The organism is Mycobacterium sp. E735, from assembly GCF_001666955.1.
In the GTDB taxonomy this organism is placed as follows: domain Bacteria; phylum Actinomycetota; class Actinomycetes; order Mycobacteriales; family Mycobacteriaceae; genus Mycobacterium.
Genome location: NZ_LZIX01000317.1, coordinates 1 through 12,448 on the forward strand (window position 1 = coordinate 1; position 12,448 = coordinate 12,448).

The following is a 12,448-nucleotide window of genomic DNA, read 5'->3' on the forward strand; positions in this document are numbered from 1 at the left end:
GGCCCGGTTGGCCTGCCGACGCTCGGCCGCATCATCGGTGACGGTGTCGAGGGGAAAACTTGCCGCGGGGTCGCGGACGCCGTTGACGAGGTGCATACGGCAAGCATGCCCGAACGCGCGCCGGCGCCCCACCCCGCTGGGCCGGCGTTTCCGCGACCCGCTCGGGGGTGGGCCTCGGGGCGCGGCGGGCGCCGTCGCGTGTTTCGGCAACCGTTGCTGCGGTCGGGGCGATAACTCGGCATAAATGCCGTTTCCGTTAATTATGGCGGAGTTTCGCGCGGCCGTCACCGGACAGGAAGTTTGCCGATTGCCGAGCGCCGAACCGGCGCGTGTGTAAAAGTATCGAGTGGCCGAACCATTAACCGATCGGCGCGTACACAAATACCGACGGCTAGAAGTTGATCCCACCCTGAGGAGCCACCATGAAGAACATCGCACGCTTGACCGGCCCAGTTGCCGTGGGTTTGGCGAGCATGGCTGTCATCGCCGCGCCCTTGGCGAATGCGGACGCGACGGATGACGTTTTCCTGCAGGCGCTCGGACAGCAGGGAATCACATTCCCCAACCTGTCGAATCAGACGGTCGTCAATGCCGGACATGGCGTTTGCCAGGACTGGACCAATGGCGCGACGCTGGCACAGACATTGGCCGACGTAAAGAGTGCGCTGCAGTTATCTGACAACAATTCGGGTTACTTCATCGGCGCGGCAACGCAGTCGTACTGCCCGCAGTACGTCAGCAAAGCCACGCAGAGCTAATCGGGGTTCCGCGGTAACTTCTTCTGGTCTGGGCGAATGGTGCCGTCGGGCGACGAGCCAAAACGCCTCGGCAGCAGCATGAACATCACCGGGAACCGTAGTCGCGCGTCGCGGTGGGAGAGTTCGAGGAACACGGTCTCTATCTCGATGTTCCGGATCGGTTGTCGCTCCATCATCAAACGCGTGCGCAGGTGATGCGGGCTTTTCAGCCACTCGACCAAATTCATGCCCGCGACTCTACCCTTCTGACGAAAGTCATTGCGGGGCCGAATGATTTCCCTGGATCACGTCAGCGGGCGTTCAGCTGGCTGGTGATGTCCGTGGTGTTCGTCTTGCCGTCGTGGTGGTGATCGGTGGTGTTGCGGCATTGTCCGTACAGCATGATCTGCCCGTAACTGTGGTCGGAGGGGGAGTAGCTCATATTCGCCGTCACCCCATCCTTGTTCAGCGTGGTGCCGAAGTAATGCTGTCCGGGAGGGGCGCCGTCGTTCCAGCCATGAGCCACCATCGCGGCGTGCACCTGCTGGAAGTACGCGTCGGGGTCGCCCTGCAACAGGAAACTCATGGTGACGGTGCCCATGTAGGGCGGATCTCCCTGGTCGTTGCAGGAGGCGAACGAGAAACCCCCGCTGAGTCCCCGCAAATTCGCCACGGCCGCAATCTGTTTCGCCGGATCGACAACCTGAGCCATGGCCTGGTCGTCGGTCAGGGGATGCGCGGAATCATCCACCGGATGAGAGGAACCGGGGGAATGTTGTTTGGGCGACATGGAACCGCATCCTCCTATCAACAGCGTGACGACGGCCGCCAGCGCGGCAAGCGCTGCCTGCCGCGACCGCTTGCGCCGGCGCTCAATGGTGGTGCTGGCCATCGAAGAAGTGATTGTCGGTGACAGAACCCGGCGGGCGGTTCCACTCCGGGTCGACGACCGCCGGGGTATGTGGTCCGACGGTGACCGGGGGGAGCCCGGGAATCCTGATTTGGACGCCGCCTATCTGGTGACGATGTCCGGCCGTCAGGCCGTCGGCTTCCAACGCGTCTCCGTGGCCCGAGACGATGTCGGCCATGCTGTGCAGCGCCTCGCTTCCGGGATAGTAGTAGTGCGAATGGTCGTGGGGGTTAATGCCGTTCGCGCCGGGCACCTCGGCGCGGAACCGCGTCGATCCGAAGCCGTCGACGGCGGGATCGGCGCCCAGGCCGGGGTCGCTGCCCATCACCTGCCCGACGATGTCGTCGCCGAAGAAGTGCTTGCTCAAGCCATTCAGCTGGCCGAGCATTCCGACCGGGTCGGTGGAGGCGTCCCCGACGAACACATGACCGCCGTCCAGGTGGAAATCGGCGGCGCTTTTGGCGGCGTCGGTGCCCGGACAGCCGAGCAGCACAGCGTCATTGGCGTGCATGCCGTGCATGGCGAAGGCGTCGGCCACGGTCGTCGAACCGTAGGAGTGGCCCAGCACCGTGACGTGTTGTCCGCCGCCGAGATGTGTCGCCCACAGTCCGTTGACGTCCTGCGCCAGCGCCGCGCTGCCGGTCCGTGCGAGTTCGGGTGTGGAGATGCGCTGCACGTCGGAGAAGTCGTTGGGGGCGTCGTACCCCATCCAGGCGATCACGGCCGTCGGGTTGGTGGGGTCGGCCGCGTTGGCTTGAGCGAAGAGGTTGATGGCGTCGTTGTGACCGTCGTGCAGCCATCCGCCCTTCACGCTGCTGCTGGTGCCCGGCACGATCACCGCCGTGTTCTTCGCGGTGTCCGGGTTGCCGATGGCGATCGCCGCGCGGCCCTTGCCGCCGAACGCCAACGGGTCGTAGGCGAACAGGTAGGTCGGATTGGGGTGCCGCGGATCGTTGCCCGCGTCGTGGTCGAGCCCTTGCTTGGTCTCGTTGGCGTTCTGGTAGCGGGTGATGTCGGTCGGCGAGAGGCCGTATTTGGCGGGGTCGTGCAGCACGTCGTCGACGGATACGCCGCTGCGGGAGGCGATGTCGCGCACCCGGTTGAGGTCACGGGTCATCACGGCGATGTTGGCGTCGCTTCGGGCCAGGACCGGGACGCCGTTGAGATTGCCGATCTGGTCCGGGTTTTCGGCGATGAAGCGCTGCCGCTGCTCGGGTGTCAGTGACGTCCACCAGCGATGCACGTCCTCGGGGTTGGTGTCCGGCGCCGGAATCTGCGTGTCGGCGTCGACTTGGCGCAGCGACTCGGGGTCGTATCCGTCGGCACGCAGATTGCCCAGCGACTTCTGCAACGTGGCCGAGTAGCCGTTGCGCAGCGCCTGCAGCTGCGCCAGCGCGGCCTTGGTGTCGCTGATGGCGTCGTCTTCGCACGCGTGGATGAGGGCGTCGAGCGCCTGCCGGTCGGCCGCGCTGAGGTGGCTGTCCTTTTCCATGTCGACCGCCTGCCCGATCAGGTCGTCGAGCTTCTGCAGCTCGCCTTCCAGCGTGGCGATCTCGCCGGCCCCGGCCTTTTGCGCCTCGGCCAGGGCGGCCGCGATGTTCTCCAAGTCGGCGCCGATCTTGGGCAGCTGGAGGGACTGGGCGCCCAGCGCTTTGATCACGCGCTGCACTTCGGCCGAGCCGTTGATCGGATGGTCGCCGTTCTGGTGGTTCCAGGCGGCGTCGAAGCGTTTGCGGGCTTGTTCGAAACTCTCGTTCGCTTCTTGGGTGCAGCGGCCCGCCTGGTGGAAAGCCTCGGCGAGATTCGAAATCTGAAACGGGCTACCGGCTTGCAGGCTCTGGTTGATCGCCCAGGGATCGCCCCCCGCTTCGGCGATCAGCGCCGGGACGCTTATGTACCGGAGCTGCATCGCACCGCCTGCTGTTTTGCGGCGTCACCGCCTCCCATGTCGGTGAACTTTACTATCGAACGCCCTCTTACACGCTTCACCCCGAGCGCGGTCTGGGGGCGCCGCATGTTGTCCGCAGGCCGGCCGCACGGCCGATTGTCAGGAATTCTCCAGGCCTTCAGCAGTTCGGACAATTAGCATTCGAATCGTGAACGCGCGGGCCGAAGGCTAGCGACTCGCTCTGGTGGTTCCCCAAGCACCGGAATCGCGATGAGGAAGTCGGCAGCGATATTTGTCGCCGTTGGGACTGTGATGCTCAGCGGAGCGACCGCTCACGCTGACTCGCCGTCTCCCGGCCCGACGCCGCCGCCGGGCACGCCGAAATGCCTGACGTTCGACGGCCCCCAGCTGAACTGGCTGCCGTGCGGGTGGACCACGGACGGGCGGAGATGGACTCCGCCGCCGCCACCGCCGCCCGCGGGCTGACACTGAAGCCTTGAGCGATGCCGACTATTCAGCTTTTCATAAGCTGCAATTTCCCTGCCTTTCCTATTCTTCGTTTTCTTGCCGCGTTTGCGACCGTCGACTGACGGCGGCGTCGCCACCGGCGCGAGGAAAGGAAACGCATCGAATGCCCTTACGTCGCTGGCTAACCCGGTTGGCCGTTCCCGTCACGGCTGGCGCCGCCCTTCTCGCCAGCGCCGGCATCGCGGCCGCCGATCCCCTCGACGACGCCTACCTGGCCCAGCTGCGGGCCCAGGGTTTCAATTGGCCGCCGGAACACGACGCCGCCCTCACGGGAATGGGGCGCCTCATCTGTGACGACCTGGGCTGGGGTTGGACGTATGACCAGATCGCTCAGAGCATCCACGCCAACCTGGATCAACGGAACGTGACGTTCGGAGACGTGCATTCCATGGTGGCCCTCGCGCATTCGACGTACTGCCCCTTGCAGCGGTGTTGGACAGACCACTGCTGAAATTGGCGAGCCCCGGCGGGTTTCGGTAATGGGTCGATAAGGAAGCCGCGGGATCCTTTACGAATTGCCCATCGAGTTCTTGCGTCCATTTCAAGGACGTGGCCTTTGGTCCCGGTGTAGCGTCCCGATCAATTTCATATGGGGCGTGGCAGAAAGACCAGGCGATGAGATCAGCAATCGCGGCCGCGACGGCAGCCGTTTTTGCCTTCGGTCTGAGCACCGCCGCGCCCGCTCAGGCTGAAACGACCGGCACCGTCAAAGCGCCGACCACCAATCGCATGACCGGCCCCACCTCGAAGGCAGGCCAGGAGGGCGTCTACAACGCCGGCCAGGTCCTGACCCTCGTTTGCCATACCGCGGGCGAGCCCGTGAAGGGCTTCTTCAGCTACCAGATCTCCAACGGCGGTTGGGACAGCCTCTGGTACAAGACAACTGACGGTCATTACGTCGCCGATGTCGACATCGACACGCGCACTCTCGACGCGCTCGGGCCGGACTGCGCCGGCGGCGCGGCGGCGCCCACCTCCAACGCCGGCGAGGACAAGGCGGCGCACGCCCTCGCGTGGGCGCGCGACCAGATGGCCAGCGACCCGAACAACACCGTGCAGTGCGAGGCGTTCGTCGAACAGGCCTACAACCACGCGTTCCGCTACCCCTCGGCGATGGATGCGTTCAACGACCTCAATCGCAACGGGCAGATCCATACCAGCCCCGACGGCATCCCGGAGGGGGCGCTCGTTTTTACGAGCAATCCCGGGTTCGACCACGGCACCGGACACGTGATGCTCAGCGAGGGCAACGGGCAGTACCTGACCGCCAATTACTTCACCCCGCCGCACATCCGGGAAATCAGACCGAGCCCGAACGACACGCAAAACATCTTTCTCGGTTGGGCGTACGCGCCGTAGCTGCGACGGCCGGCACCGCCTGTGGTACTCACGACGACATGGACAATCCTTCACCGGGCCCGGGATGGTGGCTGGCGTCAGACGGCAAGTGGTACCCGCAGCAATGGGAGTACACCTGGGATTACCGCGAGGGGGACACCGCGATGGACGAGATGAAGCTGAGGGCCGATGAGCTCGGTCGGCTGGGGTGGGAGATGGTCGGGCTGGACGCCGACCACCGCGGAGCCTTTTCCGTCGCATGTTTCTTCAAGCGGCCGATTGCGCCCTGAACCCGGGCGCGAGACACATCGGTGAGGCGTCGCCGGCACAAGTGGGTAAACAACGCAGTAACGCGCCGGGCGCGTCGGTTGTGCAAACAGCTCACTAGTTGAAAGGCGGCATCAGATGGCTCGTGACGAGGGGGGCCGGTGGGACGTCGGCATCAAGGACGACGCAGTTTTCGTTCAGCGTGTCTCGGACGCCGACGAGCAATTGTTTCTCGATTCGCTGGACTCCGATGAGGCCCGGAAACTAGCCGAGCTGTTGACGAAATTCGCGGACAAGCTCGACAACTCCGACAAATCGGACTCCGAAAAGTCCAAGGGCAAGGACAAAGACAAGAAGGACGAGGGCAAGGGCAAGAAGGACGACAAGGACTCGAAGGACGACAAGTCCAAGAAGGACAAGTCCAAGGACGACAAGGACTCCAAGGACGAGGACGACAAGGACGACGAGGACGACGAGGACGACGAGGACGACGAGGACGACGACGAGGACGACGACGAGGATTCCAAAGACTCCAAGAAGTCGTCGGACTGAGTCCACTCAAGCCGCGGGCCACTTCGTCGCCCGGCAGCCGTTGTCTCTCAACGAGTTTCGGCCACCGACTCTTCGGCCAGGGTCGCGCTCAGGTTGCGGGTCGCGGAAGCGAGCTGCGCCCCCATGCGGGTTACCGCCGCGCCGCTCATCGGCTCCGCGCTGGGGACCAGGCTGAGCATCAGGGCGATGCGGGAATCGGGTCCCAGGATGGGGGAGTCGATGTGGCTCACCTCGTAGGTGCGGTCCGGCTCCAGGCTGACCGGGAACCAGTCCTCCTGGTGGATCAGCTCGTCGGTCAGTTGCTGCGCCAGCTGGCTGAGCCGCGAGGAACGGACCTCGGCGCTGCGCACGATCAGCGCCAGCTCCTGCAGGCGCAGGTCGGGCAGGAGGTGAAGACCGACCGCGTAGCCGCGCTGTTGTGCTGCCGCGATGGCCCGCCCGTAGCGGTCCCGCACGTCCTCGGGCAGCGCGGCCAGCCAGCGCTCCCGCGCCTCGGCCCCGGCAAAGGCAACGGTCGAGGCGCCGTAGGGCGGGCGATGGGGGAACTGGGTGCCGGTGGGCATCGGATGCCCGCCGCCGCGGCGGCTACGAACCTGATCGACCACCGTCGAGTGGTCCTCGCTCACCGAGAACGCCACGCAGTGCGCGCCCGTCGCGGCCGACAGTTCGGCCATCGCGGAGCGGGCCAGCACCAGCGCCGGATAGCGCCCCGCCGCCTCCCGGCCGAGGCGAACCAGGGCGGGACCCAGGTGATAGGTCTTGCGAACCGGGTCGCGCAGCAGCCAGCCGGCTCGCAGCAACTCGGACAGCATCGAATGGCAACTGGCCTTATGGACGCTCAACCGGCGCGACACCTCGGCCAGCGTCATGCCCCGGCTCGTGTCGCCCGCGAGCTGCTCGAATAGGGCCACTACCCGCTCGGTTTGCGGGGAGGGACGCGGCGCCATGGGCGCAATGGTCGCATAGTGCGACTGCTTGCGATGTGATAAGCGACTATGTGACGATCGCCACAATGAATGACCTACCGGGCAAGGTGGCGGTGATAACCGGCGGAGCCGGGGGCATCGGCCGGGCCATGGGCAGGCGGTTCGGCCAAGAGGGCATGAAGGTGGTGCTGGCCGACGTCCTCGCCGAGCCGCTGGACCAGGCGACCCGGGCGCTCGCGGACGAGGGCATCGAGGTGGCCGGCGTGGTCACCGACGTCACCGACTATTCCTCGGTCGAGTCGCTCGCCAAGGAGGCGATTTCTCGCTTTGGCGGCGTGCACGTGGTGTGCAACAACGCCGGCACCGGCGGGGTCTCCGAGGGTTACATGTGGGAGCACGATCTGGCCGATTGGCGCTGGGGGATCGATGTCAACGTGTTGGGCGTCATCCATGGCATCAAGGCCTTCGTGCCCCTCCTGCTCGAACGGGGCGAAGGGCACGTGGTCAACACCTGCTCGGGCAATGGCGGGTTCGCGCCGATCGCTCGCGGGGCCATGGGCGGACCGGCCACGGCGGTCTACCCGATGACCAAGGCCGCGGTGCTCTGTCTGACGGAGAGCCTCTACACCCACCTGGAGATGACGGGGACGGGGGTGCGGGCGCACGTCCTGTTCCCCGGCGGCTTCTTGAACACCGGCATCTGGGAATCGTGGCGACACCGACCGCGGCGCTACGCCGCGACGCAGCAGCGTCAGACACCCGATCAGACCTTGGCGAAGGTGGTGGCCCGCTTCGAGGCCGCCGGTGCGCATGTCGAGTTCACTCCGCTCGAGACGGTCGCCGACCTGGTGGTGGACGGCATTCGCGCGGAGCGCTTTTGGATGATGGGGCCACCCACACCGGCCGATCAGGTCGTGAGCCGAAAGGCGGCCTCGATCCTGAATCGCGGCACACCCGATTACCTGGTCGACGTCCTCGGCCGAAGCGCCGAGCGGGCTGATGAGACGGAAGGAGAAAAGCGTTGAGCAACAAGGAAATCCGTTACGGTCCTCGCGCACCGGAGGCGCAGGTAGACCATGAGATCGATGCCACCAAGGCGCCCATCGCCACCGAGGCGGTGACGGTCACCTACCTCACCGATCCGGACATCGTCGCGGCCGTGCTGCCCAAGCCGCTGCAGCCGGGGGCCGAACCGCTGGTGCGGGTTCAGCTTCAGCGCGTGCGCATCGAGGGCAGGCCGCCGTTCGGGTCGGCGGTGTTCTCGGTGGCCGCCCGGCATGGCGAACGCGAGGGCGACTATCCCCTCTTCATGCCCCAGTCCACCGAACAGTCGGTCACGGGCGGGCGCGAAACATTCGGCGAACCAAAGAAACTGGCCCACATCGAGGTGGAGCGCGACGGTGATCGCGTCACCGCCGCCGTTGACCGCTTGGGCTATCAGCTCATCAGGGTGGTCGGGCAGGTCGCCGGCCCGGCGGAGCTGCCGCCCGACCAGGTGAACACCGAGTTCTACTTCAAGTTCCTGCGCGCCCCCGACGGCGGCGGTATCACCGACCCCCACCTGGTCTACGGCGAATACCATCGGCACTACGAGCTGTTGGAGAACATCGACGGCACCCTCGAGTTGGGGGAGTCGCCTCTTGACCCGGTGGCCGACATCGTGATTCGCGAAATCCGGTCGATCACCTGGTGCCGTCGGCGCACCATCCAGGTGGGCCGGATCGCGGCCCGCGTGCCGCAGGAATGGCTGCTGCCGTACGTGCACCAGCGCTACGACGACGTGGCCCTGCTCGCCGCCCCCGGGCCCGAGCCGGCGCGGGTGTAGGCGCATGGACCGGTACACGGTCATCTCGGCCGATTGCCACGCCGGCGCTGACCTGCTCGACTATCGCGACTACCTCGATCCGCACTATCGGGATGAATTCGACAGCTGGGCAAGGACATACGTCAACCCGTTCGGCGACCTCAGCGAGCCCGACGCCGAGCACAACTGGAACAGCGACCGGCGAAACTCGGAGCTGGACTCCGACGGCATTGCGGGGGAGGTCATCTTCCCCAACACCGTGCCGCCGTTCTTCCCGCACGCGAGCCTGGCCGCCCCTCCGCCGGAGACCGCGCGGGAGCTCGAGCTGCGCTGGGCGGGCCTGCGCGCGCACAATCGCTGGCTGTCCGACTTCTGCTCGTTGTCACCCGAGCGGCGGGCCGGCGTCGGCCAGATCCTGCTCGGGGATCTCGACGAAGCCATCGCCGAGCTGGCGCACATCGCCAAGCTCGGCCTGCGCGGCGGGGTGTTGCTGCCCGGAATCGCCCCGGGCACCGGCCTTCCCCCGCTCTACGCCGAGCATTGGGAACCGCTGTGGGCGGCGTGCGCGGAGGCGGGCCTGGTGCTCAACCACCACGGCGGCAACGCCGGCCCCAGCCCCACGGACGGGTGGGGCAGCTCGTTCGCGGTGTGGGTGTACGAGACGCACTGGTGGGCGCACCGGGCGCTGTGGCACCTGATCCTCAGCGGCGCACTGGATCGCCACCCGGACCTCACCGTGGTCTTCACCGAGCAGGGCGCCGGCTGGATACCGGCAACCCTCGCTTCGCTCGACGTCGCGGCGGCGCGCTACGGGCGTGCGAGCTCGGCGATCGCCCGGTTCGCCGGGCCCACCGCCGGTTCGCTGCGTCTCAAGCCCAGCGAGTACTGGGCCCGCCAGTGTTACGTGGGCGCCAGTTTCATGCGTCCAGTCGAATGTGCCGAGCGCCAGGCAATCGGCGTCGACCGAATCATGTGGGGGAGTGACTACCCGCATTACGAGGGGACCTTCCCCCACAGCCGAGAAGCGCTGCGGCACACCTTCTCCTGCGTCCCGGCCGACGAGGTGGCGGCCATCGTGGGCGGCACCGCGGCGGCAGTCTACGGCTTCGACCTCGAGGCGCTCGCGCCGCTGGCCGACCGAATCGGCCCGACCGTGGCCGAGGTCGCCGAGCCTCTGACCGCCGTGCCCGCCGGCGCGAGCAGCACCGCCTTCGAGCCCGACCCGATCCGTACCTGGTAGCGAAAGGACGCCCACCGTGGACCCGTACGTCATCATCTCCGCCGACACCCACGCCGAGCTCCCGACCGAGCGATACCGCGAATACGTCGACCCCGAATACCGGGACGACTTCGAGACCTACCTGGCCGAGAAGACCGCCGCGGCGCAGGCCGGTGGATTCATCGACGAGCAGTTCGCGCAGGAATGGTTCTCCGAGAACGGGGAGGGCATCGCGGGCGGATGGGATGTGGCGCTGCGCGACAAGGAGCTCGACGGCGACGGGGTGGTCGGCGAGGTCATCTTCCCCGACGCCGACGCGGTGACCGGGGTCGCCGGCGCGCCGTTCGGGGCCGGCCTGGGCCAGTCGGGCGACCTGGACCCCGGGCGCGCCATGGCCGGGGCGCGGGCCCACAATCGCTGGTTGGCCGAGCTGTGCAGCCACAGCCCCGAACGTCGGGCCGGGGTCGCGGTGGTGCCGATTCTGGCGGACGTCGACGCGGCCGTCGCCGAGATCACTCGCGCGGCCGAGTCCGGGCTGCGGGGCGGGATCCTGATCCCCGCGCGCTGGGTCGGCTATCCGCCGTATCACGACCGCCGCTACGACAAGGTCTGGGCCGCCTGCCAGGACCTGCAGATGCCGGTGCACACCCACTCCGGTCCGGCCCCCCAGGAGGAGTACGGCGGGCACCTGGGGATCTATGTCACCGAGGTGCGCTGGTGGGGGGCCCGCCCGATGTGGTTCGCGTTGTGGTCGGGAGTGTTCGAGCGATTCCCCCGGCTGCGCTGGGGCGTCACGGAGTGCGGCGCGTTCTGGGCCAACGATCTGCTCTGGCTGATGGACACGCGGTACCTGCGTGAGCATTCGGCCAAGAAGATGAGCCATCAGATGGAGGGCGACCTGACGATGCCGCCCTCGGCCTACTTCGACCGGAACTGCTTCATCGGCGCCACCACCACCGAGCGCCGGGAGCTGGCGCGGCGCTACGAAATCGGCGTTTCGAACCTATTGTGGGGCAACGACTTCCCTCATCCGGAGGGGACGTGGCCGCACACCCTCGACTGGCTGCGCCGCTCCTTCTGGGACATCCCGATCGAGGAGACCCGGCAGATGCTCGGTCTGGCGGCGGCGGAGCTCTACAACTTCGATCTGGGTGCCCTCTCCGGGCTGGCCCGGCGCATCGGCCCGTCGCCGGAGGACCTGGGTCAGGACGACGCCGTCAGCATCCCGAAGTGGGAGGCGGCCCGCCGGACCGGACGCCACTGGCTGACGGACGCGGAGCCGATTCCCGATTTGGTGGAGAGCTGAGGGGAGCGAATCTTCTCGCGGATGCCGACAATCGGCCAGAACCTTGCCCGCGATGTATCGGCGGATGACTATTGAAGAGGTACGGCCGCAGAGGAGAAACAATGGCATCGCACCGCTGGAGAAATTGCGTCGGTGTATGCGCCGCGTTGCTGCCGATCACGCTGTCATTTCCCGCTACCGCCCTCGCCGACAATCCGTCGTGGAACGGCCAGTACGCGATCACGTTCATGGTTGGTCCCAAGGCGGGCACCAGCATGGCGGTGGGCAATCCCGAGGTGCAGCACACCGAGATCTACGGTTTGCGCTCGAGCTGCACGAACGGCAAGTGCGTCGCCACGATCGTCAGCGGCCCTCCACCGACCAACCCGACGGTTCCGCAGCCCGTCCAGTTCACCTGGGACGGAAAGTCGTGGTCGCAAACCAACGATTTCCAGTGGGACTGCATGATGCCCGACACGTCGATCCAATGGAATCCGGCGCGAGCCACGGTCACCTACACGCCCCAACCCGACGGATCGCTCGACGGTCTGATGCACACCGACATTTTGAGCGGCGCCTGCCAAGGCACGATCGACATGGACATGAAGGCTGAACGCGTCTGAATTAACCCCGACACCGCGACGGCTCAAATTCCGCAAACCCGAGACACCCTTTGGCCGCCCGAATAGCCTCGATCTAGGTTTGGGCGCAACCCACTCCGGCTCTCTTGTAACGGTCTCCGGAAGAGATATCGAAAACTGTCCAATCGGCGGGGATGGTCCACCTGCAGGGCGCACCCACCGGGGAATGCGACCGCAAAGGAAGATCATGACCACACCCGACCGCCCCACCCACCCAAGACTGACAAGAGTGGCCGCCGGCGCGGCTCTCGCCGGCGGATTGGCGATGGCCGTTATGGGGCTGACCGCGGCCACGGCCAACGCCGATCCCGCGCCGCCAAACACCCCCAGCCCAAACCCCACCGCTGCTCAAA

14 protein-coding genes and 1 pseudogene are annotated in these 12,448 nt (G+C 66.5%); 10 read left to right on the forward strand and 5 right to left on the reverse strand.

Annotated elements, in window-relative coordinates; genetic code table 11:
- A pseudogene (locus A5704_RS29905) lies at window positions 1–96 on the reverse strand (cation transporter); the annotation flags it as partial.
- Between the two features lie 326 nt (window positions 97–422).
- Here A5704_RS29905 and A5704_RS25615 point away from each other — a divergent pair.
- Entirely contained in the window at window positions 423–758 is a 336-nt protein-coding gene (locus A5704_RS25615; protein WP_067751509.1) for a DUF732 domain-containing protein, read from the forward strand.
- On the opposite strand, the gene A5704_RS25620 is transcribed toward A5704_RS25615, so the two are convergent.
- The 3 genes from A5704_RS25620 to A5704_RS25630 all read right to left on the reverse strand — a co-directional run bounded on the left by A5704_RS25620 (window position 755) and on the right by A5704_RS25630 (window position 3,556).
- Complete coding sequence (locus A5704_RS25620) at window positions 755–985, reverse strand: hypothetical protein (RefSeq protein WP_067891735.1); 231 nt, start codon at window positions 983–985, stop codon at window positions 755–757. The genes A5704_RS25615 and A5704_RS25620 overlap by 4 nt on opposite strands.
- 62 nt (window positions 986–1,047) lie before the next feature.
- Complete coding sequence (locus tag A5704_RS25625) at window positions 1,048–1,629, reverse strand: hypothetical protein (RefSeq protein WP_067751516.1); 582 nt, start codon at window positions 1,627–1,629, stop codon at window positions 1,048–1,050.
- Window positions 1,610–3,556 carry an alpha/beta hydrolase gene (locus A5704_RS25630; RefSeq protein ID WP_067891740.1) on the reverse strand — a complete coding sequence of 649 codons (1,947 nt, stop codon included), beginning with the start codon at window positions 3,554–3,556 and terminating at the stop codon, window positions 1,610–1,612. Before A5704_RS25630 ends, A5704_RS25625 begins: the two co-directional genes overlap by 20 nt.
- Before the next feature lie 610 nt (window positions 3,557–4,166).
- On the opposite strand from A5704_RS25630, the gene A5704_RS25635 reads away from it, so the two are divergent.
- The 4 genes from A5704_RS25635 (at window position 4,167) to A5704_RS25650 (ending at window position 6,220) form a co-directional block, all read left to right on the forward strand.
- The gene (locus A5704_RS25635) at window positions 4,167–4,514 is read left to right on the forward strand and encodes a DUF732 domain-containing protein (protein WP_067751522.1); all 348 of its coding nucleotides are present in this window, start codon (window positions 4,167–4,169) and stop codon (window positions 4,512–4,514) included.
- Between the two features lie 164 nt (window positions 4,515–4,678).
- Window positions 4,679–5,422, forward strand: a complete 744-nt coding sequence (locus tag A5704_RS25640; protein WP_067751525.1) for a hypothetical protein — start codon at window positions 4,679–4,681, stop codon at window positions 5,420–5,422.
- A gap of 38 nt (window positions 5,423–5,460) precedes the next feature.
- Window positions 5,461–5,691 carry a hypothetical protein gene (locus A5704_RS25645; protein WP_067751528.1) on the forward strand — a complete coding sequence of 77 codons (231 nt, stop codon included), beginning with the start codon at window positions 5,461–5,463 and terminating at the stop codon, window positions 5,689–5,691.
- Window positions 5,692–5,806: 115 nt separating this feature from the next.
- Entirely contained in the window at window positions 5,807–6,220 is a 414-nt protein-coding gene (locus A5704_RS25650) for a hypothetical protein (RefSeq protein ID WP_067891742.1), read from the forward strand.
- Window positions 6,221–6,267: 47 nt separating this feature from the next.
- Here the strand turns inward: A5704_RS25650 and A5704_RS25655 are convergent, their stop codons facing one another.
- Window positions 6,268–7,167, reverse strand: coding sequence for a helix-turn-helix domain-containing protein (locus A5704_RS25655; RefSeq protein WP_067784764.1), 900 nt, complete (start codon window positions 7,165–7,167; stop codon window positions 6,268–6,270).
- A 65-nt stretch (window positions 7,168–7,232) separates the two neighbouring features.
- Between A5704_RS25655 and A5704_RS25660 the strand changes: the two genes are divergently transcribed.
- The 5 genes from A5704_RS25660 to A5704_RS25680 all read left to right on the forward strand — a co-directional run bounded on the left by A5704_RS25660 (window position 7,233) and on the right by A5704_RS25680 (window position 12,077).
- Entirely contained in the window at window positions 7,233–8,171 is a 939-nt protein-coding gene (locus A5704_RS25660; protein WP_067891745.1) for an SDR family oxidoreductase, read from the forward strand.
- Window positions 8,168–8,971, forward strand: coding sequence for an acetoacetate decarboxylase family protein (locus tag A5704_RS25665; protein ID WP_067751540.1), 804 nt, complete (start codon window positions 8,168–8,170; stop codon window positions 8,969–8,971). Before A5704_RS25660 ends, A5704_RS25665 begins: the two co-directional genes overlap by 4 nt.
- 4 nt (window positions 8,972–8,975) lie before the next feature.
- Complete coding sequence (locus tag A5704_RS25670; RefSeq protein WP_067751543.1) at window positions 8,976–10,190, forward strand: amidohydrolase family protein; 1,215 nt, start codon at window positions 8,976–8,978, stop codon at window positions 10,188–10,190.
- A gap of 16 nt (window positions 10,191–10,206) precedes the next feature.
- Window positions 10,207–11,475 carry an amidohydrolase family protein gene (locus A5704_RS25675; RefSeq protein WP_067751546.1) on the forward strand — a complete coding sequence of 423 codons (1,269 nt, stop codon included), beginning with the start codon at window positions 10,207–10,209 and terminating at the stop codon, window positions 11,473–11,475.
- Window positions 11,476–11,576: 101 nt separating this feature from the next.
- A complete protein-coding gene (locus A5704_RS25680) occupies window positions 11,577–12,077 on the forward strand; it encodes a hypothetical protein (protein ID WP_067751549.1) in 501 nt (166 codons plus the stop codon).
- The last annotated feature ends 371 nt before the right edge of the window (window positions 12,078–12,448 follow it).